Consider the following 24,785-nt stretch of genomic DNA (forward strand, 5'->3'; position numbering starts at 1 on the left):
CAGCTGCGAATTGATCACCCGTCCTCAAAGATCGGGTCCCTTACGAACATCCCACCCTGGTAGACGGAAAGCGGAGAATCTGCCGCCTGTCGTCCTAGTGATACATCGAGCTCGGCACGGAAGCGCTCGGCATTGTCCTTGGGTCTCCACCCCAAAAAGGCGGCGGCGGAATTGTCCCACCATCGGCTGTCATTGTCGGAGATGCCCCAGATGATCGGGCATCCGAGCATTGGCACTCGGAAGACGCAATCGATCATGGATTCGAAATCGTCATAGGACATCCAGGTCGACAGCATGCGGTGATTGCTTGGCCGCTCCATGCAGCTACCGATCCGCACCAGTGCCGTCTCCTGGCCGAACTTCTCGAAATACATGCGCGCCAAGGCCTCGCCGAAACATTTGGAGACGCCATACAGACCATCCGGCCGCATCGGCGCGGTCGTATCGATATGCTGGTCCTGGCGATAGAAACCGACTGTATGATTGGAGCTTGCAAACAGGATGCGCGGCTGGCCATGGGCGCGCGCGGCCTCATAGAGATTGTAGAGCCCGAGCAAATTGGCGTTCAGGATCTTCGAGAACTTGTCCTCGACCGAGATGCCGCCGAGATGCAGGATCGCGTCGCACCCTTCCACCAGACGGTCGACGGCATTGGCATCTCCGAGATCGCATTGCACCACTTCCTCATGGGCGGCGGCCGCGCCGAGATCGGCAATATCGGATACCCGCACGATTTCTGCCAGCTTACCCAGGCGTGGTCGCATGGCACGGCCGAGGCCGCCTGCGGCCCCTGTGATCAGCAAACGTTTCAAAGTCAATTCCTCCACTCTTCGCAGGGCACAACGCGAATGCCCCATGCTCAAACTCATCATACAGGTTGACAAACCACCGTCAATAAGTGGCATATAGCTTGAAAACAGGTCCGGCACGGACGTGGCGCATAGTCACGCAACACACGCGCGGATGCCGAGAGGGAGGCCCATGAGCGTTCAAGCCAAGCAGGAAGCGCCATCCGGTACGTTGACGATGCGGCTCGGCGATACGTTGCGCCGCGCGATCGCTGCTGGCCAGTTTCCGCCCGGCACGAAATTGCCGAGTGAATCCCGCCTCTCGCAAGCCCATGGTGTGAGCCGCACCGTCGTGCGCGAAGCAATCGCAGCACTCCGCGCCGATCGGCTCGTAGAGGCGCGCCAGGGTGCCGGCGTCTTTGTACTGGAACCGACGGCCGCCCCTGCACCTTCCCTTTCCCTGCAGGATATCGATCCGGCCCGGGTTTCCTCGATGATCGAGCTTCTGGAGCTTAGAACCGCTGTAGAAGTCGAGGCTGCCGGCCTTGCAGCGCTTCGCCGCTCCCCCGCCCAGGAAGAGGTCATCATTGAACGCCACTATGCGGTGCGCGCCTGTCTTAACGCCGGCGTTTCGAGCGCGGAAGCGGATTTTGCGCTGCATCTGGCGATTGCTGAAGCCACCAACAATCCGCGCTTCCGCGAGTTCCTGGCGATGATCGGCCAGAATGTCATTCCCCGCGCAGCACTCCGCAACGATGACAAGGAAGCCGATCAGCAGGCCTATATCCGCATGCTGGACGACGAGCACGCGGATATCGTTTCCGCCATTTCCGCAGGCGATGAAGACGGTGCGCGGGACGCCATGCGACGGCATCTGCGCGGCAGCCAGGCACGGTATCGCGCGCTTTTACGCGAACAGCGTCAACATGTACGATGAGTGCTTGACTCAATCTCATCATACATGTACGACAAGTTTGCCTGAGGAGGCAGACGGAGGAAAATCATAAATGACGCCGCAAGAAATCAAGGCCACGCTCGGCGCTGGCCTGTTGTCCTTTCCTGTCACCCATTTCGACGCTGAGGGGAAATTCGCGCCCGAAAGCTACAAGCGCCATGTCGAATGGCTGTCGAGCTTCGATGCACCCGTGCTGTTTGCAGCCGGAGGAACGGGCGAGTTCTTCTCGCTGGCACCCGGCGAAATTCCTGCCGTCGTCAAGGCCGCCAAGGAAGCATCTGGCAAGACTGCCATCGTTTCCGGTTGTGGCTACGGCACCGAAGTGGCCGTCGAGATTGCTCGCTCGGTGGAGAAGGCTGGCGCCGATGGCATCCTGCTCCTGCCACACTACCTGATCGATGCGCCGCAGGAAGGGCTTTATGTCCATATCAAGCGCGTCTGCCAGTCTGTCGGCATTGGCGTCATGGTCTACAACCGCGACAACTCGATTATCGGCGTCGATACGCTGAAGCGCCTCTGCGACGAATGCCCGAACCTTGTCGGCTTCAAGGACGGCACCGGCGATATCGGCCTCATCCGCCAGATCACCGCCACCATGGGCGACCGCCTCACCTATCTTGGCGGCATGCCGACGGCCGAACTCTTTGCTGAAGCCTATCTTGGCGCCGGCTTCACCACCTATTCGTCCGCCGTCTTCAACTTCGTGCCTGGGCTTGCGGTTGAATTCTACGCGGCCCTGCGCGGTGGCAACCGAGCGCGTTGCGAGGAAATCCTGAGGGATTTCTTCTATCCCTTCATGGCGTTGCGCGCCCGCCGCAAAGGTTATGCCGTCTCCGCGGTCAAGGCAGGCGTGCGCCTGCAAGGCTTCGCCGCCGGCAAGGTTCGTCCGCCGCTAGACGACCTGACATTGGAAGAAGAAGCAATCCTCGAAAAGCTCATCGCTCCCTGGAAGCGCTGACATGAAGATCGCGGCCGTCCATACACATCTGCTCGAATACCGGCTGGCCGTGCCGTTTGAAAGCGCATCCATGCGCTTCGATCGCCGCGCTCATGTGCTGGTGGAGATCGTCTGCGACGACGGCACGACCGGCTGGGGCGAATGCCTCGGCCCGGCCCGGCCGAATGCTGCCGTCGTCGCGGCCTACAGGCCTTGGCTGATCGGGGCCGATCCGCTTGAAACGGAAAAGATCTGGGCGCGGCTCTACAACGCCCTTCGCGACCAGGGACAGCGTGGCCTCCCCGTCACCGCCCTTTCCGGCATCGACATCGCGCTTTGGGACATCAAGGGCAAGCACTTTGGCGTGCCCGTCTCCACCCTGCTCGGTGGCCGGTTCCGCGAGGAAATCAAGGCCTATGCGACCGGCAGCTTCAAGCGCGACGGCGTCAATCGTGTCGAGGATAATGCGGCGGAAGCCGCGCGCTACCGGGCCGAAGGATTCCATGCCAGCAAGATGAAGATCGGCTTCGGCATCAAGGAAGACTTGGCCGTGATCAAGGCCGTGCGTGACGCAGTAGGCCCCGAGATGCGGCTGATGATCGATGCCAATCATGGTTACGATCCGCTGGAGGCCGTCCAACTCGGCCGCAAAGCTGCGGAATTCGATATTGACTGGTTCGAGGAACCGGTCATTCCCGAGCAGCTCGCGTCCTATCGCCATGTGCGCGCTAACCAGCCGATCCCGGTGGCCGGTGGCGAGACCTGGCACAGCCGCTTTGGCATGCGCGAGCCGATCGAGACCGGCTGCGTCGATATCATCCAGCCGGATCTTGCCGGCGTCGGCGGCTTCACCGAGGCCAAGCGCGTGGCCGACATGGCGGCGCTGCATGGCGCGCGCGTCGTGCCGCATGTCTGGGGAACCGCAGTCCATATCGCCGCGGCCCTGCAGTTCATGGCCGCGATGATCCCGAGCCCGGTGCGCGTCAATCCGATCGAGCCGATCCTCGAATTCGACCGGACCGAAAATCCCTTCCGTCAAGCGATCGTCAAGACGCCCATCGAACACATCCAGGGGGTGGTCAAAATCCCCGATGGACCCGGCCTCGGCATCGAGATCGATCGCGATGCGCTTGCCGAGTTCCGGATGAAGGATGAGTGACATGCTGGTTCGTCCGCTCGAAGGCCGCCCGTTGAAATATCCGCTGCCGGAAGGCGCGGTCGACAGCCAGATGCATATGTACCTGCCGGGCTACCCATCCCTGCCGGGCGGCCCGGATTTACCGGCCGGCGCATTGCCGGATGCTGCACAATACCGCCGCTTCATGAAATGGTTCGGCATCGACCGCGTGATCATCACGCAAGGCAATGCCCATCAGCGCAATAACGACAATCTCGTCGCCTGCCTCAAGGAAATGGGTGACACCGCCCGCGGCGTGGCAGCCTTTTCGCCTGATATCGGCGATGACGAACTCGACGCCTTTGCCGAAGCCGGGATTATCGGCGCACGCATCATGGACCTGCCCGGCGGCGCTGTTGGCCTTGATGCGCTGGAAGCAACCGACGATCGTGCCAATGCTCGCGGCTGGATGATCGCGGTACAATTCGACGGCAACCGGATCGTCGAGCTCGAACCCCGTCTCGCCCGGCTGAAATCGCGTTGGGTTTTCGATCATCACGGCAAGTTCTTTGCCGGCGCCGCCATCGACGGCCCGGAAATCGCCGCAGTCAAACGACTGATCGACGGCGGCAAGTGCTGGTTCAAGTTTGCGGGCGTCTACGAATCCTCAAAATCCGGGGCGCCCGGCTACGAGGATGTCGCCAACTTTTCCCGTCACATCGCCAAATACGCACCGGAGCGCATCGTCTGGGGCAGCAACTGGCCGCACAACCTTGCAAAGACGACCGAGGCTTATCCCGATGATGCAGGTCTCGCTGACACGGTGCTCGGCTGGTTTGCCGACGATGCCGCCCGCAGGCGCGCGCTGCTCGATAACCCGCAGGAGCTCTACCGCCTTCCCCGCTTCAAGAGCGGAGACGACTGACTGACGCATGCGCCCATGACGAGGAGGTCACGGGTGAAATTTTAAAAAGGAGGAGGAACCAATGAAAATTGCCAAAATGCTGTGCCTGGCTGTGGGCGTTGCGCTCAGCGCCGTATCCGTGCATGCCCAGGAGATCACACTCCGCTCAGCCGACATCCACCCGGACGGTTATCCGACAGTCGATGCCGTCAAGTATATGGGTGAACTCGTCTCCCAGCGCACCAATGGCCGCATCAAGATCGAGGTCCAGAACAACGGTACACTCGGCAACGAGAAGGATACGATCGAGCAGACCCGCTTCGGCGTCATCGACATGAACCGCGTCAATGCGGCGCCGTTCAACAACCTGATCCCGGAGACTGTCGTTCTCGGTCTGCCCTTCCTGTTCCGTTCGACCGAACACATGCACAACACGGTCGACGGCCCGATCGGCGACGAAATCCTTGCGGCTTTCGAGCCGCACGGCCTGATCGGCCTCGCATACTACGATTCCGGCGCCCGCTCCTTCTATTCCAAGAAGCCTATCGAGAAGCTGGCAGATCTCAAGGGCATGAAGGTGCGCGTGCAGCAGTCCGATCTCTGGATCGCCATGATGGAAGCCTTCGGCGCCAATCCGACACCGATGCCGATGGGTGAAGTCTATTCGTCGCTCGAAACCGGCGTCGTCGATGCGGCCGAAAACAACTGGCCGTCCTACGAATCCGCCCGCCACTTCGAAATCGCTAAGAATTACACGCTGACCCAACACTCGATGAACCCGGAAATTCTGGTCATTTCCAAGATCAGCTGGGACAAGCTGAGCCCTGATGATCAGAAGGTCCTGAAGGAAGCGGCCAAGGAATCGGTCGTCAAGATGCGTGAACTCTGGAGCGCCCGTGAAAAAAGCTCCGAGGAGAAGGTTCGCGCCGCTGGCGTCAATGTCATCACTGTCGACAAGGCCGAATTTTCGGACGCGATGAAGCCGGTCTATGACAAATTCATCACCGATCCGAAGATGAAAGACCTGCTCGAGCGCATCCGCGCTACCAAATAAGCCCGGGGCCGGCCGGGTCATGCCCGGCCGGCCTTTGCATTCCCGGTGTATCGAACGCACCGGAGCCTATGGAGGAAAAGGCAATGTGGCGTTTCATGCAGGCCGTCCGGCCTGTCCTGGCCGGGCTTAGCCGGGCTTCACTTTATCTCTCGGGTGTCGGCCTTCTCGTCATGACCGCCGCCGTCGGGTGGCAGGTCTTCGCCCGGTACGTTCTCAACGACACGCCCAGTTGGTCGGAGCCGCTCTCGCTGCATCTGATGTCCTGGTTCATCATTCTCGGCGCCGCCGTCGGCGTGCGCGAAAGCGTGCATCTCGGGCTGGACTTCGTCCGGCACGGCGCACCACCCGCCATGCAGCGCGCCATGGATCTCGTCAGCCTCGGCCTCATCGTGCTCTTCGGAATTGCCATGACCTATTATTCGATCCTGCTTGCCGCCGGCACCTGGAGCGCCAGAATTCCCGTGCTCGGCTGGCCGGGCGGCGTGGACTTCATTCCAATGATCGTCGGTGGCCTGCTGATCTCGCTTTTCGCCGCCGAGCGCTTCATCGACACCTGCCTCGGAGCCGAAATCGCCGCCGATGTGGTGCTGCAGGAGGCTGCATAATGGCCTATACTATCCTCTTCGGCGTTTTCACGGCCCTGATGCTGATCGGCATGCCGATCGCCTTCTGCCTCGGCATCGCATCAGTCGCAACCGTGATGTATCTCGGCATTCCCGCGATCGTGGTCTTCCAGCAGATGAATTCCGGCATGAATGTCTTCGCCATGATGGCGATCCCGTTCTTCATCTTCGCTGGCGACCTGATGGTGCGCGGCGGCATCGCCGACCGATTGATACGCTTCGCAGCCGGCATCGTCGGCCATCTGCGCGGTGGCCTCGGTCAGGTCAACATCGTCGCCTCGACATTGTTCGGAGGCATTTCCGGCTCGGCGGTCGCCGACGCTTCGGCGGTCGGCGGCCTGATGATCCCTCAGATGGCCGCACGCGGCTATGACCGCGGCTATGCCGTCAACGTCACCGTCAACGCGGCAATCATCGCATTGATGATCCCGCCATCTCACAACATGATCCTCTATTCGATCGCAGCCGGTGGCAATGTCTCCGTGGCCGATCTGTTCACCGCTGGCATCCTGCCGGGTCTCCTGCTCGCTGCGGCGCTCATGGTCACCGCCTATATCGTGGCGCGCCGGCGTGGCTATCCGTCAGAACCCTTCCCCGGCTTTCGCAAGCTCGGCTATTTCCTGCTCGCATCGCTCCCAGGGCTCCTTCTGATTGGTATCATCTTCGGCGGCGTGCGTTCCGGCGTTTTTACAGCTACCGAAAGCTCCTGCATCGCCGTCTTTTACGCACTGCTCGTGGCGGTCCTCGTCTACAGGGAGCTCGATTGGAACGGTTTCATCGAAGCCGTCCTGCAGGCTGTGCGCACGACAGCGATGGTGCTGCTGGTCATCGGGACCGCGGCATCCTTCGGCTGGCTGATGTCCTTCCTACAGGTGCAGCAGGTACTGGTCGGCATCATCAGTGCGATCTCTGACAATCCGATCGTCGTTCTCCTGATGATCAATGTCATCCTACTGGTGCTGGGGACTTTCATGGACATGGCGCCGATGGTCATCATCTGCACGCCGATCCTGCTGCCGGTGGTCAAGGCCTTTGGCATCGATCCCGTGCACTTCGGCGTGGTGATGATCCTCAATGCCGGCATCGGCCTCAACACACCACCGGTCGGCACCGTGCTCTTCGTAGGCTGCGCCGTCGGCGGCATCTCGATCCGGGAAGCGATGCGCACGATCTGGCCGTTCTTCGGCGCCAGCATCTTCGTGCTGATGCTGGTGACCTACATACCGGGTCTGTCGCTCTGGCTGCCGGCGCTGTTCAGGTAGTTTTCCGATAGACAACAAAGCCCCGGCTCAATCCAATGGAGCCGGGGTTTTTCCATGTCCGGAGGAACTTGTTTCGTGTCTACGACTTGAGCACCGCACGTTGTTCTGGCGTCAAAGGCCGGAGGGCGTGCCCGCGCAACAGCAGAAACAGTTTTGCCGTCTCCTCCAGTTCTTCCGTCGCATACTGCGCATCAAGCAAGGTCTTGCCGGCGACGACAGGACCATGGTTGGCGAGGAGCACTGCATGGCTCGACTTCGCCTTCTCCGCGACCGCCTTGGCCAATGCTTTGTCTCCTGGTGGGAAATACGGCACCAGCGGCAGCGAGCCGACCCGCATGACGTAGTAGGCGGTCAATGGCGGCAGGACGTCTTCGGGATCGACATCTGCAAGAATGCTGGCAGCCACGGCATAGGTTGAATGCAGATGCACGACGGCGCCGCTCATTTTCTGTTGGCAGTACATGCATTGATGGAGGAAAGCTTCCTTGGTCGGCTTGTCGCCTCCGCTGTGAACACCCTCCGCTGAAAAGCGCGAGAGCCGCTCCGGTTCAAGGCTTCCAAGCGAGGCGTTGGTCGGCGTCATCAGGAGTTCGCCGGTCGAAAGACGCGCGCTGATATTGCCCGTCGAGCCGAAGGTCAGGCCGCGATCGAAGATGGATTTGCCGACGGCAGCAATCTGGTCGCGCAGCTTTGTTTCCTCGGAAAGAACCGCCGTCATGCCAGCATACCCCATGCCTTGAGAAAGAAATCATCGGCGCCGAAATTGCCGGATTTCAGCGCCAGCGCCACCGGCCTTTCATCGCCGATGCTGTGCGTCCACGGCACGCCCGGATCGATTTCCGGGCCGATACGCATGGCCTGTACGCCCAGCGCGTTGACCACGGCCCCGGAGGTTTCGCCGCCGGCAACGAGAAAGCGGTTGTAGCCGCCACGTTTCAGATTCACAGCAACGCTCGCCAGCAGATGTTCCACCACCTCACCGGCGCGATCACGGCCCAATACGTCCTGTGCCTTTTTCACCTCCGCGGGATCGTCGCTCGAATAGACCAGAGGCACCGTCGTGCCGGATGCACGCACCCAGGCGGCGACGTCATCCGCCTTGGTCCTGCCCTCGGCGATATCCAGAGGATCGACTTTCAACACCGGAACACCTGCAGCCGTCGCCGCCGCAATCTGGCGTCGCGTCGCCGCAGAGCACGAACCGGCCAGCATGACCGCTGGCCCCTGAGGTGGCGAAAACCCTTCCGTGACGGAGCCGGAAAGTTTGCCAGCCCGCCTGAAATTTTCTGGCAGCCCAAGCGCGATGCCCGAACCGCCGGTGATCAACCTGAAGCCGGCCGCGGCCCGGCCGATGGCCCGCAGATGTTCGTCGGTCACGGCATCGACGATGACGATACGCTCCCCCGCGTCTGCGGCCCTTTCAAAGGCCTCGGCAACAGCGTTGCTTCCGACATCGACAGCATTGTAAGCAACCAACCCCACCTTGTTGCGGCTCTGCCGCTGCAGCACCCGCACCAGGTTGGCGTCGCGCATTGGCGTGAGCGGATGATCCTTCATCGGACTATCCGATAGGAGCTGATCGCCGACGAAGAGATGGCCGCGATAGAGCGTGCGACCATTGGCGGGAAAGGCCGGGCAGGCAAGCGTCAACGGCACGCCCAGAAGATCGAGCAGCGCATCCGTCACCGGGCCGATATTGCCGTCATCAGTGGAATCGAAGGTGGAGCAATATTTGAACAGCAGCTGTTCTGCCCCGTTTGCCAGAAGGCAACGCGCGGCCGCAAGCGATAGGTCGATCGCCGCATCAGCCGGGATCGTCCGGGATTTCAGCGCGATGACGACGGCCTCGGCATCCCCGAAATCGAAACCTTTCTCCGGCACGCCGACAACCTGAACCGTTTTCATTCCCTCGCGCGCCAGCGTCAGGGCAAGATCGGCGGCCCCCGTCAGATCATCCGCGATTGCTCCCAAAAGCATTGTCCACTCACTCCCCAAATAGAACTCAGGCGGTCGCGCCCGTGATGATTTCGTAACCCGTGTCCACGATCAGCTTTTCTGCCGGGCGCTCTCCGCCCTCCAGCAGTTTTTCCACGGCAATCTTGCCGATCAGAAAACGGTTGGAACGCACGGTGGAGAGCGGCTGCGGCAGGGACTGGCCGATATCGAGACCGTTGAAGCCGAACAGCGCCAGCTTCTCCTTCACGGCGATACCCGCCGTCAGGCAATGGAAGAAGCCGCCGACTGCCATGTCGTCGTTCGAAAAGACGGCCACATCGACATCCGGCTTCGCCGCAACCAATGCCGCCAACGTATCGCGCCCGGCAATCGTCGAACTCGGCCCGGCAAATCTTTTTTCCGCATGAAGGCTTAACCCCGCCTCCGCGAGTGCTGTGCAAAGCCCCATGTAACGCAGCCGCGCGCGCCGGTCGGCATCCCAGTCGTGGCCGACATAGCCGAAGCGCCTGTAGCCACGTTCGATCAGATGACGCCCCGCATCATATCCCGCCTTGCGATGGGAAAGACCGACGGCGATATCGATCGGATCGGCATCGATATCCATCAGTTCGGCCACCCGCACACGGCTGTTGGCCAGCATGCGCCGCGTTGCATCGGTGTGGTCGAAGCCGGTCATGATGATCGCTGCCGGCTGCCAGGAAAGCAGCGACGACAGGATGCTCTGCTCGGCCAGCGGATCGTAGTCGGTGACGCCGATTAGCGGCTGGTAGCCTGTGGCGGCAAGCGCGGTATGAATACCGCGCAGCACTTCGGGAAACACGATGTTGGAAAGCGACGGAAGGAGAACGCCCATCAGCTGCGATCCGGAAGAAGCGAGCGAACCCGCTGCCCGGTTCGGCACGTAGCCGAGTGTCTCGATCGCAGACAGCACGCGGCTCCGCGTCGCCTCTGCAATCGGCCCCTTGTTGCGCACGACACGCGAGACCGTGATTTCGCTGACGCCGGCCAGGCGCGCAACATCCGTCAACGTCGGCATGTCCTGCAACATCTGCGTCCCTCCCATACGGATCTTCCTGCCCGAAAACGTCTTATGACAGCGCTAACATATTTTGCTTGCGCGCAGCCAGAGCCTGTGCTTATTATTTTTATGTTAGCGCTGTCATTGGCGCTTTGGGAAGAGATTTTACGCTTTTTTGGGAGGAAATCACCGTGAAATACCACAGAAAGGCTGTCGCTGCGGCAGCCCTGAGCCTTTGCACGTTCACAGCCTTGTCGGGCAGCATGGCCTATGCCGAAGACACCTATCGCCCTGAATGCTTTTCGTCGGCGCCGGACAATGCCAAGGTCATCAAGTACGAAAAGCGCGACGGCCCCTACAAGATCGCCTTCGTCAACGGCTTTGCCGGCAACGACTGGCGTGTGACCGCAATCCAGGGGGCCAAGGCCTGGGCCGCGCGGCCTGATAACAAGGCCAAGCTTTCCGAATTCACCGTCGTTTCCGTCGGTAACGATAGCGCGGCCCAGATCGCTGCCATCGATAATTTTATCGCGGCCGGCTATGACGGCATCAGCTTCATCGCCGTGAACCCGACGGCCTTCAAGGCCGTGATCAAACGCGCCGAACAGGCCGGAACCGTGCTCGTTCCCTTCGACAACGTGCTGGACACGGACCAGATCGTGCAGGTCAACGAAAACCAGTTCGAACTCGGCAAGATGAAGGCACAGGCAGTCATTGACGGCATCAAGAAGGCCAAGGGCAAGGTCGAAGGCACTGTGCTTGAAGTCTCCGGCCTGCCGGGCAACGCGACCGACCGTGACAACCACGAAGGCATGCGCTCGGTTCTCGATGCCGAAGCCGGCCTGAAGGTCGTCCAGGTCGTCGGCAACTGGGATGCCGGCACGGTGCAGAAGGTGACGGCGGATGCGATCGCCACCAACGGCCAGTTCGATGGCGTGATGGTTCAGGAAGGCTCGATCGGCGCGCTCAACGCCATGAAGAATGCCGGCCACCCGGTCGTGCCCTTCGGCGGCGATGCGGGCAACGGCACCCGCAGGCTGCTCGCAGAAGGCAAGTATCCGGGCGTAACCGCTGCCCAGGCACCGGTCATGTCTTCGATCTCGCTCGAAGCGATCGTCTCGCTGCTGGAGGGCAACGCCCTGCCGCAAAAGATCTTCCTGCCGATCCCGAGCAAGGACAATGCGGAACTCAAGGAAGGCACCGACTTCTTCCCGAAGCTGCCTGACACCTTCTACACGGCCACGGGCTATCCGAATTGCTTCCCGGTCTTCTCGCCGGATGAGCTGCTTGGCCAGACCCCGGACAATACGTAAGGTGAAGCGACCGGAGCGGCACACGCCGCTCCGGTCCCAGGACATGCCATGACCCAATCTCCCCTCGTCCAGCTGACCGGCATAACCAAGACCTATGGCGCGGTAACAGCGCTGCGCGATGTCGATTTTTCCTGCAGTGCCGGCACCATCCACGCCATTCTCGGTGAAAATGGCGCCGGTAAATCGACGCTGATGAAGCTGCTCTCGGGCGTCATTTCGCCAAGTGCCGGCAGCATGTCGCTTGACGGCAGCCCCGTCGCCTTCTCCGGCACACGCCAGGCATCGCAAGCCGGCATCGTCTGCATGTTCCAGGAACTGTCGCTGATGCCGAGCCTGACGGTTGGCGATAATATCGTGCTGTCACGCCCCCACACCATCGCCGGTTTTCTCAGCCGCAAAGCTTATCTGGAGGCCACGGCCTGCCTTGCCCGCATTGGCGCCGGCCATATCGCGCCTGATAGGCCCGTCAGCGAACTGACCCTTGCCGAACGCCAGTTGGTCGAAATCGCCAAGGCGCTCTATCAGAAGCCGCGCCTGCTTATTCTCGACGAAGCCACCTCGGCGCTGGGCGCCGAAGCCGTCGAGAAGGTTTTTTTCGTCGTCCGCCAGCTGCGCGACGAGGGTGTCTGCATCCTCTTCATCTCGCATCGTTTCCACGAGGTCCACGCGCTCGCAGACCGAATCTCGGTCTTCCGCAATGGCGGCCACGTCAGGACATTTTCAGCTGGAACCATCGATCATGAAGGCATCGTCTCCCTGATGATCGGTCAGTCGCTGCAACAGCTCTTTCCACCGCCGCGTCCTGCCGTGCCCTCGACCGTCGAACCGCTTCTGTCGGTACGCGACATGGCGTGGGACAGCGAACTTGACGGTATCAGCTTCGATGTCCGTCCCGGCGAAATCTATGGGCTGGGCGGGCTGGAAGGCCAAGGCCAGCAGCGTGTTCTCGAAGCCATCTTCGGTGTCCTGAAGGGTGTCGAGGGCACGGTTGAGATCGCCGGCAAACCCTTCCGCAACCGCACGCCCTTCCGCGCCAAGGCGGAAGAAAGCGGCATTGCCTTCATTCCCGAGGATCGCAAGACGGAAGGCATGATACCGAGCCTTTCCATCGCCAACAACATGCGCCTTGCCGGCCTCGGCCGCGACAGGCTGTTTTCCGGCCGCGACCCCGACCGGGAGGAACATTACAAGGCCCTGCTCCACCGGCTAGACCTTGTCTATGGCAGCATCGACGATCCCGTCTCCTCGCTCTCCGGCGGCAACCAGCAGAAAGTTCTGCTGGCCAAATGGCTGGCGCTGAAGCCGCGCTGCATTCTGCTGCTCGATCCGACACGCGGCATCGACGTCAAGACCAAGGCGCAGATCTATCAGCTTCTCAGCGATCTCGCCGATGCCGGCATGGCGATCGTGCTGCAGTCGACAGATTACGAAGAGCTAATCCACCTCTGCAATCGCGTCGCGGTCTTCTACCATGGCCGCATCGCACGGGAGCTTGCCGGCGCATCGCTTACGCCTGAAAACCTCATTTCCGCTGCGATGGGCCTGTCCTCGTCGCCGGATCATCATCCAATGGAGGCACGGGCATGACAGCCAATTTCCTGCGCCGCAATCTACGCACGCTCTTTCCGGCCGCCGCCTTCGTGCTGCTCTTCGCGCTCTATATCGGCACGCATCCGCGCGGTCTTTCCACCTATGTCGTGACCATCTGGGCAAACCAAAGCGCGTTGCTTGTCTTTGCCGCCTTCGCCCAGTTCTTCGTCGTGCTGGTGCGCGGCATCGATCTTTCCGTCGGCCCGATGGTCGCGCTGAGCAACGTGGTCGCGTCCTATCTCCTGGCCGGTGATGGGTTTTCCCTCTGGCTTGGCGTCATCGCCGTGCTGGCCACGGGTGTTGCCTGCGGTTTCGTCAATGGCGTGGTCGTCGCGGTCGGCCGCATCCCGCCCATCATCGCGACACTGGCAACGGGCGCGATCTATTCCGGCATTGCGCTGTTTCTCCGACCAACACCGGGCGGCGACGTCAATTCCGATCTCTCGGATGCCATGACCTATGCCGTCGGCCCCATCCCGACGTCGCTGATCCTGATCGCAATCCTTCTGATCGCCATCGCCATCCTCCTGAAACGAACGGCCTTCGGCCTTTCGCTCTACGGCGTCGGCTCCTCGGAGCATGCGGCGGAGCTGACCGGCATTTCGCTTACCAGGACACGCATTGCCGCCCATAGTCTCGGCGGCCTTTGTGCGGGGATCGCCGGCTTCTATGTCGCCATGGTCACGCTGACCGGCGATGCGGGCATCGGCCCCTCCTACACGCTGAACTCGATTGCCGCGATCGTGCTCGGCGGCGTGTCGCTGGCGGGCGGCATCGGCAGCCCGATCGGCGCCGTTATCGGTGCGCTGCTCTTGAAAACGGTCGCCGCCCTGATGTTCTTCTCCGGCCTGCCGCCCTTGGCGCAGCCCTTCTTTGAGGGGTTGATCCTGGCGCTTGCCATCATGCTGGGCTCGCTGGCTCTGCTGCGTGTCCGCAACCGCTTGAAGTTGTTTGCCCAATGACACCCATCGAAACCACACTCCCGAGACCTGCCCGTGTGCGCCTGCGCATCGATCCGGCCATCATGGTCGTCTCGGTCGGCTGCATTCTGCTGCTCGCCATCGGCGGCTTCATCTTTCCGCCGTTCCTCTCTGCCGGCTATCTGCTGCAGCAACTCCAGATCGCCTCCTTCCTCGGCATCATCGCCGCGGGTGCTACGCTGGTCATACTGCTGGGACATATCGACCTCTCCGTCCCCTCCGCGATCACCGCGGTTGCGGTGCTGACAACAACGGTTGCCGGTTCGGCTTCGCCCGAGGTCGCGGCTTTCGCCATCCCCATCGGCCTTACAGGCGGTGCCTTGATCGGCCTTGTCAACGGGCTGGGGGTCGCGATCTTCCGCCTGCCCTCCATGGTCTGGACGCTTGCGGTCAATTCCATGCTGATGGGTGTGCTCGTCTTCGTCACCGGCGGCTTCAAGCCGAGGGGCGTGATCCCGCCGGTTTCCGCGACCATTGCGCTGGAGCGGTCACTCGGCATTCCGAATGTCTTCCTCTTCTGGCTCGCCATCATGATCTTCGTCGGCCTGCTCCTGCGCCGAACAATCTACGGTCAGTATCTCTTTGCCACCGGCTGCTCTGAAAAGGCCGTCTTTCTCTCCGGCGTGCGCGTGCGTCTCGTGACCGTCCTGACTTTCGTCGCAGCTGGCCTCTTCACCGCCGTCGGTGCGATCCTACTCGCCGGCTATGCAAACCAGGCTTATCAGGGCATGGGCGATTCCTATCTCATGCCGGTCATCACCGCCGTTGTCATCGGCGGAACTTCCATCCTCGGCGGGCGCGGCAGCTATGCCGGTACGGTCGTCGGCGCGCTGTTCATAACCCTTCTGTCGTCCATCCTTTCCGTGCTGCAGATGCCGGAAGCGCTGCGGCAAATCGTTTTTGGCGTTATTATTCTTACTATGCTGCGCATCCGCAGATTCGACAGGAGAAGCCTCTGATGGCCGGACCCCAAAATGTAGCAATCATCGGCCTTGGCTCCATGGGCCTCGGGATGGCCCGCTCGTTGATCCGCGCCGGGCATATCGTTTCCGGCTGCGATATCAATGAAGCCGCGCGCGAAAGCCTCGCATCCGCCGGCGGCGAGGTCGCGACCTCGCCCGCCAAAGCTGCAGAGGGCGCCGATATCGTCGTCGTCGTCGTCGTCAATGCCGCCCAGACGGAAGAGGTGCTTTACGGAGCGCAGGGTGCCTTTTCGACAATGAAGTCCGGCGCCGTCATCATCTCCTCCGCCACCGTCTCGCCCACCCAGGCAAAGAGCTTTGCCGAACGCGCCAACCAGAAAGGCGTCCTCTATCTCGATGCGCCAATCAGCGGTGGCTCGGTCAAAGCCGATGCCGGGAAGCTTACGGTCATGGCCTCCGGCACGCCGCAAGCCTTTGCAGCCGCAAGACCAGCGCTCGATGCGATGGCCGACACGGTCTATGGGCTCGGCGATACCGTCGGCATCGGCTCATCCTTCAAGATTGTCAATCAGTTGCTGGCGGGTGTTCATATCGCCGCGGCCTGCGAGGCAATCACTTTTGCCAAGAGCCTCGATCTCGATATCTCCAAGGTCTTCGAGGTGATTTCGAAGTCGGCCGGCAATAGCTGGATGTTCGAAAACCGCATCCCGCATGTGCTGGCTGGCGACTACACGCCCCACAGCGCCGTCTCGATCTTCACCAAGGATCTCGGCATCGTCTCGGATCTCGGCCGCGCCCAGAAATTTCCGCTGCCGATCGCATCGGCAGCGCTGCAGCTCTTCCTGATGACCGAAGCCGCCGGCATGGGCCGCGACGACGATGCCTCCGTTGCGCGACTGCTCGCTCGGATCACCGGCCTGAAACTGCCTGGCATGGAGGACGAGGACTGACATGCCCCGCTTTGCCGCCAATCTCTCGATGATGTTCAACGAGGTCGATTTTCTCGATCGCTTCGATGCGGCCGCGAAGGCTGGCTTTACTGCGGTTGAGTATCTTTTCCCCTATGATTTCCCGGCTGAGATGGTTGCAGAGCAACTTCGCAATGCCGGTTTGTCCCAAGCACTTTTCAACCTGCCGCCCGGAGATTGGGCCAAGGGAGAGCGTGGCCTTGCCGCCTTGCCCGAGCGGAGAGACGAATTCCGCCAGTCCGTCGCCAAGGCCGTCGACTACGGCCAGATCATCGGCACGCCGCTCTTGCACATGATGGCTGGCATTGCGCCGCATGACGACCCCGCTACCATTGCGAGCTACCGGGATTCGGTTTCTTTCGCCGCAGATGCCGCAGGTGTGGCCGGCATAGGTCTTGTTCTCGAGCCCATCAACAGTCGCGACATGCCGGGTTATTTCCTCAACGATTTCAACCGTGCGGCCGATCTGATGGCCGATCTCAGCCATCCAAACATCAAGCTGCAGTTCGATATCTACCACCGCCAGATCATCCACGGCGATGTCCTCGTCGCTCTGGAGCAGATGATGCCGATCATCGGCCACGTGCAGATCGCATCCGTGCCGAAACGGCATGAACCGGGCACCGGTGAACTCGACGACTACCGCATATTCGCAGCTCTGGATGCTCTGGGATATCAAGGCTATGTCGGCTGCGAATACCGGCCGGCCGGAGGCACCTTGGAAGGCCTAGACTGGCTCGATAAAGTATAAATTGACGATTTGGGAGGATCGCGATGTTTACGGATTGGTTTGAAGTGAGAGATGTTCGCTTCGAAAGCCTCATCTTGCCGAATGTACATGTTGATACGCTGTATTCGGCCGGGCGATGGCTGGAAGGGCCGGTTTATCTTCCGGCCGTCCGGCAGCTTCTTTTTTCCGATATCCCAAATAACCGGGTGCTGCGCTATGACGAGATCGGCGATGTCGTCTCACCATTCCTGCAGCCCTCGCAATTCGCCAACGGTCATACGCTGGATCGCGCCGGACGGGTTATTTCATGCGAGCACTACACGCGTCGCGTCACGCGTACAGAACACAATGGCAGTACCACCGTCATCGCGAGCCATTTCGAGGGCAAACGGCTCAACTCGCCCAATGATGTCGTGGAAGCGCGCGATGGCTCGGTCTGGTTCACGGACCCGACCTACGGCATTTCCACCGAATACGAGGGCGCACGTATCGATAGCGAGATCGGCTCGCGCAATGTCTATCGTGTCACCCCGGATGGCACGATTGCGGCGGTGCTGACCGATTTCGTCCAGCCAAACGGCCTTGCCTTCTCCCTCGACGAATCGGTTCTCTATGTCGTCGATAGTGGCAGCAAACCCGGCTGCATTGTCGCCTTCGATGTCGTGGAGGGCCGCTCGCTCGCCAATCCCAAGCTTGTCGCCGAGTGTCCGAAAGGTATCTACGACGGCATTCGCATCGACCGCCACGGCCATATCTGGGCTGGCGCCGGAGACGGTGTCCATTGCCTCGCCGCCGACGGCACGCTGCTCGGCAAGATCAGGCTGCCGGAAGCCGCAGCCAACATCTGCTTCGGAGGCCTGGACCGAAATAGGCTCTATATCTGCGCGACCCGCACGCTTTACGCCGTCTATCTCAATACCACTGCACCCCAAATCTAGCCGCAACACTACAACCCTTCGCGTCAACCCGAAGAATTTCAGCTCATCCTTATCGCGAAAATTCACATCTGCAGCGAATTATACTGCGCCGCAACAATTATATTGGCGCGATGTAAAATTTAGAATTACACGGACGTTGATAGATTGAATTTATTCAACCAGGAATTATCTATACGGGTCATAACCACGCATATTGCACACAATTTAATCATAGATCACTGAATACGCCTCGCCATAGAATACTTGTCGTGAAATCTTGAAAACTACACTCCTAATTTATAATACACCCTTGTGGTAATAAATAAGTGCGATACTGTGATGCGACGATCGCGCCACGGGTTGCCTTCATGCGTTATCCAATTAGGAATATCGTTTTATTTTCAACTGTATTTACGGCCTTAGCGCTTGGCACCGCCTCAGCGCAGGAGGTCACAGGCAAGAGCACGGTTACGCCCCGCCCAGTCTCGGCCTCTCTTTCCAGCATCGAGGCGGAACGCGCCCGACTCTTCGAGCAGATGTTGGCCGATCCCTCCAATCTCGACGTCGCCTTTCGTTATGCTGCGCTTTCCTCCGAGGCCGGCGACTTGGAAGCGGCGATTTCGACCCTTGAGCGAATGCTGATTTACGCTCCGGGCCTGCCCCGGCTGCAACTGGAACTGGGCGTGCTTTATTTCCGCCTCAGCGCCTATGACATGGCGCGGACCTACTTCAATGCAGCACTCGCCGCACCCGCTGTTCCGGAAGAAGTCCGAACCAAGATCGATACCTATATCGCCGCCATCGATGCCCGCTCCAGCGACAGCCAGTTTTCCGGCAGCTTCTCAACCGGCATTCGCTGGCAGTCGAATGCTACGGCCGCAACAGATGCCCGCAGCATCGAAACAACCTTCTTTCCGGATCCGCTTGTCCTGAACGACAGCGCTCGCGGCGACGGCGATTTCAACGCCTATGCGGCCCTGAACCTCAGATACAGCTACGATCTCGCCTCACAGGGCGACAAGATCGAAGCCACGTTTCAGAGCTACGGAACATTGCAGGCCGAGCATACCGAAATCAACACCGGCTACGCTGAACTGCAGGTCGGGCCCCGCTTCAACCTCGAACGTTTCGGGTTGGACGACACTTCGCTTGCCGTCTACGGAATTGCCGGTGGCTATTACATCGACAGCGACTCCTATCTTTATTCGGGTGGCGTCGGCGCGGCGCTGATTACCGATCTTTCCATCACTACACGGCTCGTCTTCGGTAATGAATACCGTCGCGAAGCCTTCCAGGATTCCTTCGACCGACCGACAGCCTCTGATCGGACTGGTGATCGATACCGCAGTTCACTCACCCTGCAGCATTTCCTCTCGGGTAATGTTGCCCTGTGGGCTTCGCTGCTTGCCGATCGGCGGCTCGCCGATGTCAGTTACCTGAGCTACCAGGAATTCGGGTTGAATGTCGGTCTCAGCATCGACATGGACTCGCCGATCGCGACCCAGGCCGACCCCTGGACGCTCGGTTTCGCGCTTGGCTACGCCAACCGAAACTACGACAGCCCGGATCCGACCTATAGCCTCGACACCGAGCAAGAGGACAACGAAGCCTATGCAGAGCTTTCGCTTCTGGTTCCCTTCAAGGAAAACTGGGAGTTTCAGACGGTTCTTGGCTACCGCAACGTCAATTCAAACTACGATATCTACAGTTACGACAATATGAGCGCGTCGCTTGGCGTGGTGAGACGGTTTTAGGGGGATCGCAGATGATATCTCGCACGAAGATGATGATGCTGATCGGTGCCGTCGCGCTGACGGGTCTCCCCTCGCCGCTTCTCGCTCGCTCGGTCGGCGTCGCCTCAGCCGTCAATACGGCAGCCACAGGCACTGCACCTTCCGGCGGTGTTCGCACGCTGACGCTCGGCGACAATATTATTTTCAACGAGCGCATCAAAACCGATTCCGTCGGCCTGCTGCAGATACTTCTTGCTGATGGCACGTCGTTTACGGTCGGACCGAACTCCGATCTCACCATTGATCGTTTCGTCTACGATCCGGATACCGGCAACGCTGAAGTCGCAGCGACCATGACCAAAGGTGTCTTCCGCTTCATCGGGGCAAAGACGTCGAAATTTGCCGGTGGCGTGAAGCTCAATTCGCCAGTCGGTACGATCGGCATTCGCGGCGCTGTCGCCGATTTCACGATTCCGGGCGACGGCGGCGAAAGCCGCGTCGACATGATCTTCGGGAACGAGCTGACCCTCACAGCGCCAAATGGTGCCACCCAGCGGGTCTACGAGCCGGGGTATTCCATCGTGGTGTCGGGACAGGGCGGTCACGGGGGGACTATGAATGTCGAAAAGACCCCGAAAGGCGCGAGCACGATCATCCAGGCTGCCTTGACCGGCAAGCCCGGAACCTCGGGTGGATCTCCCAACAAGCCAAAAAATGACGACGCGGCGACCATGGCGCCCTCGAATTCGGCCATGAACCCGAACATCGCCAATCCACCTATTCCCGTGGCAAGACCGGCTCAGGCCGAGGCCGATGCGGTGACGCAGGATGGAAGCCGCGATGTCGCGACGAAGAATATCGATGAGGAGATTGACGCCGAGGAACCGCCGCCTCAACCACTTCCGGAAACAGTTTCCGTCAGGGTGCTGACAGCCGACGCAACCTACGATACGGACGGAGGCGTTGTCTCCGACCCCGGCGAGGTTGGCCTCATCGGCGGCTCCGAGACGGCTGACCAGACAGTGGTTCTCGACGTCTCCGCAACAGATGGCACCGGCACCCACGGCGATCTGGTCCTGCCGGTCTATGCGCAGACCGATTTCAGCGAGCATGTCATTTCCGCTGCGGATGGCTATACCATCGCCGGCGTGCCGCTGAGTGGCAAGGTCTATGGAGGAGCAGACGGATTTGCCGCTTATCTCATGGCGATAGACGGCGACCTCACCGACCCGCTCATTGCCATTGCCGGCACTCCGACAAAGAATATGAACGTGATGCGCAATAGCGACGTGCGCACCTACTCGTTCACCAAGGACATGCTGCAGAACGCCGCCATTCCATTCGCACTGGCCAATGCCTTGCCGATCAGCGACAGTTCTGCTTCCGTATCGGATTTCCATGTCATAGAGCCGGGAGACGCTGGGTCGATCAAATTCCTGCAGACATCGCTCCTCATCAGCGGAAAGGGGGCCGATCAGGTCAGTGAGATCGGCGTCAACGTCGGCGAATTCTCCGATAATAACGGTGTCTACACGGTCGACTTTGGCCGACGGGGCAGTGTGAAAGGCTCATCCACGGAAATTGCCCGCACATTTCGAGGGGGTATCACCACTCAAGCGGGCGGGACGGGCGGAAACGAGATTTTCGGCTCGAACGGCCAGAACTTCGTTCTCGGCACCGACTCCGAAACCAATGATTACTATAACAACAGCTCCGGCGACTTCAGCGGGGGCAAACCTTTCGGAACGTTGCATGTCTTCAATCTCGAGCAGGAGCAGACACTCTCGGACTATCTGAGCGAAACGGCATCCACCCGCCTCCTTGCAGACAAATCGCCCTTGCGCGGCTTCGCGGCGGGATTGGAACAGGGGACCCGCCGTGACGAAACTCAATATACTTTCAACTCGATCGGCCGGAACCCCGACGACCTCTATCTGGAGTTCGACGGCAGCGGCAACGCGCTCGGTGGCGAGTTGACGGTCGGCACGCCGGGCACCACGCTTTCCGTCGCCTTCGGCAAGGGCGTCAAAGGCAACACCGAAGGCGGCGCATCGACCTACATCGACGACAACAACTTTGCAGCGACGAACAATCGTAGCCGCACGCGCACCAACCTGCGCGATATCGATACCGCAGGAAACGTCGTCACCGAGTTCCTGCCTGTCAAATCCACGAACAATGCCACCTATTTCGTTTCTGGCGACGCCACCTCCCAGGGGAGCGTGCTTCCCGGCGGTAAACTGTGCGATTGCGCATTCCTCGAATGGGGCTGGTGGGGCACGCAGATCAACGCCTCTTCCAACCCTGACGCAACCGACCCACAGCTTCGCAGCACGGTTCATCTGGGCACGTGGGTTGCCGGCGACATCACCAGCAATGTCGAGCTCGGAACATTGGCCGGCACGACGGGCACATACGACGGCAAGGCAATCGGCACGGTTCTGGCCAACTCGTCGAGCTACATAGCCTCCGGCGACATGGCCATGAGCTACGATTTCGGAGCCCGCAAGGGCTCGATGGCGCTATCGAACTTCGACGGCCACAACTTCAATGCTTCAGTCAACGGCCAAAGCGGCCGCGACGCGACATTCTCCGGCGCGGTGTCGTCAAGCGCCAATGATTCCTTCGGAACGATCAACGGTGCCTTCGTCAACGACGGGCGCAAGATCGCCCAGGGCGTGGCCGGTGACTTCAGCCTGGGGGCTGGTGATAGCTGGTCGGCTGTTGGTATTTTTGGGGGCTCGCGTCGATAGGTGACGCGACTTTCGCGCCACAGGCTCCGGGCAGAAACGGCATATCATGAGGCTTCCATATGTTCGGCTGAAGCGAAACTGGCGCGAAACGCTGATTGTTTGGCTCTATGGCATGGTTGCGCTGGTCGCCTGCCTATCCGCCGCCGTCTATACCCAAACCGTTCTCGACCGGCTGACATTCCTGGTGTTCGATGTCTACCAGCGTGTTCAGCCCAGGCCGGAAACCGGCGCGCCGATCGTCCTGGTAGACATTGACGAAACCTCGATCAATGCGCTTGGCCAATGGCCATGGCCGCGCACGGTGCTGGCCGACATGGTCAACCGATTGAACGAGATGGGCGCTGCGGTGATCGCCTTCGACATGGTGTTTCCCGAGCCCGACAGAACGTCGCTCGACCGTGTTGCCGAAGACCTCAAGCGCGCGGGCGTCACGATACAGGTGCCGCCTGGCGCGCAAGCCAACAATGATATCGTGTTCCGAGATGCGATCGCAGCTGCAAACGTTGTGACGGGCATCGCAATCACCGATGAAAGCGACGGCGGCTTGCCGAAACCGAAAGCCGGCTTCGCTTTCGGCGGGGAGGATCCTCGTACTTTTCTCGCGGGGCGGCGGGGCGGCCTCGGCAATCTTCAGATGCTGGATGACGCTACGAAAGGGATCGGCTTCTTTTCCTTTCCACCAAGCCCGGACGGCATTATCCGCGAAATTCCCGTCATTACCCGCGTCGGTGATGCCCTTTACCCAGCTCTCTCCATCGAAGCCTTGCGCGTTGCGCAGGGCGCCAGCGGCTTCATTTTGCGAACCGCCAGTGCAAGCGGCGACGACAGCGCCGGCCAACAGGCGTTGACCGCCGTCAAGGCCGGTGACTTCGAGCTAGCGACAGGCCCGCAAGGCGAATTCTGGATCTACTACTCAACGCTGCCGGACCTGATGACCATCCCCGCAGCCAAGCTGCTGCAACCGCTGCCCGACGCCAGCCTCACCGAGCGCCTAAACGGCGCGATCGTCATCGTCGGCACCAGTGCGATCGGGCTGCGCGACATCGTGGCAACGCCCGTTGCGGCGAGCATGCCCGGGATGCGCGTGCATGCGGAAATCCTCGACCAGATCATCGGCGGCACTTTTCTGTCCCGACCGGATTGGGCAAAAGGTGCGGAAGTTGCTCTCGCCTTCACCCTCGGCGTGCTGCTGATCATATTCGTGCGCGGGGCCGGTGCGCTGACGGGTGCCGCAATCGCGATCTTCTTCATTGCGGCGGCAGCAGCCACGTCGTGGTACGCCTTCAGCACCTGGCGGATCCTGCTCGACCCAATCCTGCCGGCAGCAGCCGTCGGTTCCGTTTTTTCCGTGACCATGCCCGTATTGCTGCTGCTGACCAGCCGCGAAAAAAAATTCGTGCGCTCGGCGTTTTCGCTCTATCTTGCACCTTCTCTGGTCGAACGGCTCGCGGAAGATCCTTCGATGTTGTCGCTTGGCGGAGAGCTTCGGGAACTCACCGTGCTCTTCTGCGACATCCGAAGCTTCACCTCGCTTTCCGAAAAACTCGACCCTCAGGCGCTGACCACGCTCCTGAACAACTTTCTCACACCAATGTCGGACGTGCTTCTCAAGTCCGAAGCGACGATCGACAAATATATGGGTGATGCCATCATGGCGTTCTGGAACGCGCCAATGGAGATTATGGACCACCGCCGCCGCTCATGTCTTGCCGCTCTGAAGATGCTGCAGGCGCTTGACACTCTCAACCGTCAAAGGGGCTATAATCTCCGGGTCGGTATCGGCCTCAACACCGGCGATTGCTGTGTTGGCAACCTCGGTTCGTCGCAGCGTTTCAGCTATTCGGCGATCGGCGACGGCGTCAATGTCGCCTCCCGCATAGAGGGCCTGTGCAAGGAATATAGTCTCCCGGTTCTCCTCTCCGAAACGGTCGCCGAGGGGGCGGAAGACCTCGCTATCCTGCCGGTCGATATGGTGCAGGTTACCGGACGCGAGGTGCCGGTCACGCTTTTCACGATATTGGGGGACGCGGATGTCGCCGCACGATCCACATTCCATCTACTGCACGCGGCCCATACGCGTTTTCTCAGCGCCTATCGTGCGGCCGATTTCGATCGGGCTCGCGCCGCCCTCGAACAGGCGATGGGTCTTGGAGAGGAAAGCCTGAAACAGCTTCATGAGCTCTACGCGAAACGCCTATCGGCGCTTGAATCGGACGGGGTTCCCGAAGGGTGGAACGGCGTTTTCGTCGCTCTGCACAAGTAGC

At 60.5% G+C, this 24,785-nt stretch carries 21 protein-coding genes; 17 read left to right on the forward strand and 4 right to left on the reverse strand.

The window, feature by feature from the left end:
• Nucleotides 1–14: 14 nt before the first annotated feature.
• Nucleotides 15–812 carry an NAD-dependent epimerase/dehydratase family protein gene (locus tag QO002_RS23490; protein ID WP_307234358.1) on the reverse strand — a complete coding sequence of 266 codons (798 nt, stop codon included), beginning with the start codon at nucleotides 810–812 and terminating at the stop codon, nucleotides 15–17.
• A gap of 169 nt (nucleotides 813–981) precedes the next feature.
• On the opposite strand from QO002_RS23490, the gene QO002_RS23495 reads away from it, so the two are divergent.
• The 7 genes from QO002_RS23495 (at nucleotide 982) to QO002_RS23525 (ending at nucleotide 7,640) form a co-directional block, all read left to right on the forward strand.
• Nucleotides 982–1,725 carry a FadR/GntR family transcriptional regulator gene (locus QO002_RS23495; RefSeq protein ID WP_307234360.1) on the forward strand — a complete coding sequence of 248 codons (744 nt, stop codon included), beginning with the start codon at nucleotides 982–984 and terminating at the stop codon, nucleotides 1,723–1,725.
• Nucleotides 1,726–1,795: 70 nt separating this feature from the next.
• Nucleotides 1,796–2,701 carry a 5-dehydro-4-deoxyglucarate dehydratase gene (kdgD, locus tag QO002_RS23500; protein ID WP_307234362.1) on the forward strand — a complete coding sequence of 302 codons (906 nt, stop codon included), beginning with the start codon at nucleotides 1,796–1,798 and terminating at the stop codon, nucleotides 2,699–2,701.
• 1 nt (nucleotide 2,702) lies between these two features.
• Nucleotides 2,703–3,839 carry a mandelate racemase/muconate lactonizing enzyme family protein gene (locus QO002_RS23505; protein ID WP_307234364.1) on the forward strand — a complete coding sequence of 379 codons (1,137 nt, stop codon included), beginning with the start codon at nucleotides 2,703–2,705 and terminating at the stop codon, nucleotides 3,837–3,839.
• A gap of 1 nt (nucleotide 3,840) precedes the next feature.
• Nucleotides 3,841–4,722, forward strand: coding sequence for an amidohydrolase family protein (locus tag QO002_RS23510; protein ID WP_370878571.1), 882 nt, complete (start codon nucleotides 3,841–3,843; stop codon nucleotides 4,720–4,722).
• 61 nt (nucleotides 4,723–4,783) lie between these two features.
• On the forward strand, nucleotides 4,784–5,755 hold the full coding sequence (locus QO002_RS23515; RefSeq protein ID WP_307234368.1) for a TRAP transporter substrate-binding protein: 972 nt from the start codon (nucleotides 4,784–4,786) through the stop codon (nucleotides 5,753–5,755).
• A gap of 83 nt (nucleotides 5,756–5,838) precedes the next feature.
• Complete coding sequence (locus QO002_RS23520; RefSeq protein ID WP_307234370.1) at nucleotides 5,839–6,360, forward strand: TRAP transporter small permease; 522 nt, start codon at nucleotides 5,839–5,841, stop codon at nucleotides 6,358–6,360.
• Nucleotides 6,360–7,640 carry a TRAP transporter large permease gene (locus QO002_RS23525; protein WP_307234372.1) on the forward strand — a complete coding sequence of 427 codons (1,281 nt, stop codon included), beginning with the start codon at nucleotides 6,360–6,362 and terminating at the stop codon, nucleotides 7,638–7,640. The genes QO002_RS23520 and QO002_RS23525 overlap by 1 nt, the downstream gene beginning before the upstream one ends.
• 79 nt (nucleotides 7,641–7,719) lie before the next feature.
• Here the strand turns inward: QO002_RS23525 and otnC are convergent, their stop codons facing one another.
• The 3 genes from otnC to QO002_RS23540 are packed head-to-tail and all read right to left on the reverse strand — an operon-like array spanning nucleotide 7,720 to nucleotide 10,644.
• The gene (otnC, locus tag QO002_RS23530) at nucleotides 7,720–8,358 is read right to left on the reverse strand and encodes a 3-oxo-tetronate 4-phosphate decarboxylase (protein ID WP_307234374.1); all 639 of its coding nucleotides are present in this window, start codon (nucleotides 8,356–8,358) and stop codon (nucleotides 7,720–7,722) included.
• A complete protein-coding gene (otnK, locus tag QO002_RS23535) occupies nucleotides 8,355–9,617 on the reverse strand; it encodes a 3-oxo-tetronate kinase (protein ID WP_307234376.1) in 1,263 nt (420 codons plus the stop codon). The genes otnC and otnK overlap by 4 nt, the downstream gene beginning before the upstream one ends.
• 25 nt (nucleotides 9,618–9,642) lie before the next feature.
• Entirely contained in the window at nucleotides 9,643–10,644 is a 1,002-nt protein-coding gene (locus QO002_RS23540) for a LacI family DNA-binding transcriptional regulator (RefSeq protein WP_307234378.1), read from the reverse strand.
• Between the two features lie 161 nt (nucleotides 10,645–10,805).
• On the opposite strand from QO002_RS23540, the gene QO002_RS23545 reads away from it, so the two are divergent.
• The 10 genes from QO002_RS23545 to QO002_RS23590 all read left to right on the forward strand — a co-directional run bounded on the left by QO002_RS23545 (nucleotide 10,806) and on the right by QO002_RS23590 (nucleotide 24,784).
• On the forward strand, nucleotides 10,806–11,927 hold the full coding sequence (locus QO002_RS23545) for a sugar ABC transporter substrate-binding protein (RefSeq protein WP_307234380.1): 1,122 nt from the start codon (nucleotides 10,806–10,808) through the stop codon (nucleotides 11,925–11,927).
• A 48-nt stretch (nucleotides 11,928–11,975) separates the two neighbouring features.
• Nucleotides 11,976–13,514, forward strand: a complete 1,539-nt coding sequence (locus QO002_RS23550) for a sugar ABC transporter ATP-binding protein (protein WP_307234382.1) — start codon at nucleotides 11,976–11,978, stop codon at nucleotides 13,512–13,514.
• Nucleotides 13,511–14,479: an ABC transporter permease gene (locus QO002_RS23555; RefSeq protein ID WP_307234384.1), complete on the forward strand. Its 969-nt coding sequence runs from the start codon at nucleotides 13,511–13,513 to the stop codon at nucleotides 14,477–14,479. Before QO002_RS23550 ends, QO002_RS23555 begins: the two co-directional genes overlap by 4 nt.
• Nucleotides 14,476–15,456, forward strand: coding sequence for an ABC transporter permease (locus tag QO002_RS23560; RefSeq protein WP_307234386.1), 981 nt, complete (start codon nucleotides 14,476–14,478; stop codon nucleotides 15,454–15,456). Before QO002_RS23555 ends, QO002_RS23560 begins: the two co-directional genes overlap by 4 nt.
• Entirely contained in the window at nucleotides 15,456–16,370 is a 915-nt protein-coding gene (gene ltnD / locus QO002_RS23565; RefSeq protein ID WP_307234389.1) for an L-threonate dehydrogenase, read from the forward strand. The genes QO002_RS23560 and ltnD overlap by 1 nt, the downstream gene beginning before the upstream one ends.
• 1 nt (nucleotide 16,371) lies before the next feature.
• Complete coding sequence (gene otnI / locus QO002_RS23570) at nucleotides 16,372–17,139, forward strand: 2-oxo-tetronate isomerase (protein WP_307234391.1); 768 nt, start codon at nucleotides 16,372–16,374, stop codon at nucleotides 17,137–17,139.
• A gap of 23 nt (nucleotides 17,140–17,162) precedes the next feature.
• The gene (locus tag QO002_RS23575; RefSeq protein ID WP_307234394.1) at nucleotides 17,163–18,056 is read left to right on the forward strand and encodes an SMP-30/gluconolactonase/LRE family protein; all 894 of its coding nucleotides are present in this window, start codon (nucleotides 17,163–17,165) and stop codon (nucleotides 18,054–18,056) included.
• 347 nt (nucleotides 18,057–18,403) lie between these two features.
• Nucleotides 18,404–19,789, forward strand: coding sequence for a surface lipoprotein assembly modifier (locus QO002_RS23580; protein ID WP_307234396.1), 1,386 nt, complete (start codon nucleotides 18,404–18,406; stop codon nucleotides 19,787–19,789).
• 11 nt (nucleotides 19,790–19,800) lie between these two features.
• Complete coding sequence (locus QO002_RS23585) at nucleotides 19,801–22,521, forward strand: FecR family protein (RefSeq protein WP_307234398.1); 2,721 nt, start codon at nucleotides 19,801–19,803, stop codon at nucleotides 22,519–22,521.
• A gap of 46 nt (nucleotides 22,522–22,567) precedes the next feature.
• Nucleotides 22,568–24,784 (forward strand): CHASE2 domain-containing protein, encoded by a 2,217-nt coding sequence (locus tag QO002_RS23590; protein ID WP_307234400.1) that lies wholly within the window; start codon nucleotides 22,568–22,570, stop codon nucleotides 24,782–24,784.
• The last annotated feature ends 1 nt before the right edge of the window (nucleotide 24,785 follow it).

Origin of the sequence: Pararhizobium capsulatum DSM 1112 (assembly GCF_030814475.1) — a bacterium.
GTDB lineage: Bacteria > Pseudomonadota > Alphaproteobacteria > Rhizobiales > Rhizobiaceae > Pararhizobium > Pararhizobium capsulatum.

Excerpts from the sequence above, each read along its gene's own strand:
- QO002_RS23495 (WP_307234360.1), top strand. The coding sequence starts at position 982 with ATGAGCGTTCAAGCCAAGCAGGAAGCGCCATCCGGTACGTTGACGATG.
- kdgD (WP_307234362.1), top strand. The coding sequence starts at position 1,796 with ATGACGCCGCAAGAAATCAAGGCCACGCTCGGCGCTGGCCTGTTGTCC.
- QO002_RS23505 (WP_307234364.1), top strand. The coding sequence starts at position 2,703 with ATGAAGATCGCGGCCGTCCATACACATCTGCTCGAATACCGGCTGGCC.
- QO002_RS23510 (WP_370878571.1), top strand. The coding sequence starts at position 3,841 with ATGCTGGTTCGTCCGCTCGAAGGCCGCCCGTTGAAATATCCGCTGCCG.
- QO002_RS23515 (WP_307234368.1), top strand. The coding sequence starts at position 4,784 with ATGAAAATTGCCAAAATGCTGTGCCTGGCTGTGGGCGTTGCGCTCAGC.
- QO002_RS23520 (WP_307234370.1), top strand. The coding sequence starts at position 5,839 with ATGTGGCGTTTCATGCAGGCCGTCCGGCCTGTCCTGGCCGGGCTTAGC.
- QO002_RS23525 (WP_307234372.1), top strand. The coding sequence starts at position 6,360 with ATGGCCTATACTATCCTCTTCGGCGTTTTCACGGCCCTGATGCTGATC.
- otnC (WP_307234374.1), bottom strand. The coding sequence starts at position 8,358 with ATGACGGCGGTTCTTTCCGAGGAAACAAAGCTGCGCGACCAGATTGCT.
- otnK (WP_307234376.1), bottom strand. The coding sequence starts at position 9,617 with ATGCTTTTGGGAGCAATCGCGGATGATCTGACGGGGGCCGCCGATCTT.
- QO002_RS23540 (WP_307234378.1), bottom strand. The coding sequence starts at position 10,644 with ATGTTGCAGGACATGCCGACGTTGACGGATGTTGCGCGCCTGGCCGGC.
- QO002_RS23550 (WP_307234382.1), top strand. The coding sequence starts at position 11,976 with ATGACCCAATCTCCCCTCGTCCAGCTGACCGGCATAACCAAGACCTAT.
- QO002_RS23555 (WP_307234384.1), top strand. The coding sequence starts at position 13,511 with ATGACAGCCAATTTCCTGCGCCGCAATCTACGCACGCTCTTTCCGGCC.
- QO002_RS23560 (WP_307234386.1), top strand. The coding sequence starts at position 14,476 with ATGACACCCATCGAAACCACACTCCCGAGACCTGCCCGTGTGCGCCTG.
- ltnD (WP_307234389.1), top strand. The coding sequence starts at position 15,456 with ATGGCCGGACCCCAAAATGTAGCAATCATCGGCCTTGGCTCCATGGGC.
- otnI (WP_307234391.1), top strand. The coding sequence starts at position 16,372 with ATGCCCCGCTTTGCCGCCAATCTCTCGATGATGTTCAACGAGGTCGAT.
- QO002_RS23575 (WP_307234394.1), top strand. The coding sequence starts at position 17,163 with ATGTTTACGGATTGGTTTGAAGTGAGAGATGTTCGCTTCGAAAGCCTC.
- QO002_RS23580 (WP_307234396.1), top strand. The coding sequence starts at position 18,404 with ATGCGTTATCCAATTAGGAATATCGTTTTATTTTCAACTGTATTTACG.
- QO002_RS23585 (WP_307234398.1), top strand. The coding sequence starts at position 19,801 with ATGATATCTCGCACGAAGATGATGATGCTGATCGGTGCCGTCGCGCTG.
- QO002_RS23590 (WP_307234400.1), top strand. The coding sequence starts at position 22,568 with ATGAGGCTTCCATATGTTCGGCTGAAGCGAAACTGGCGCGAAACGCTG.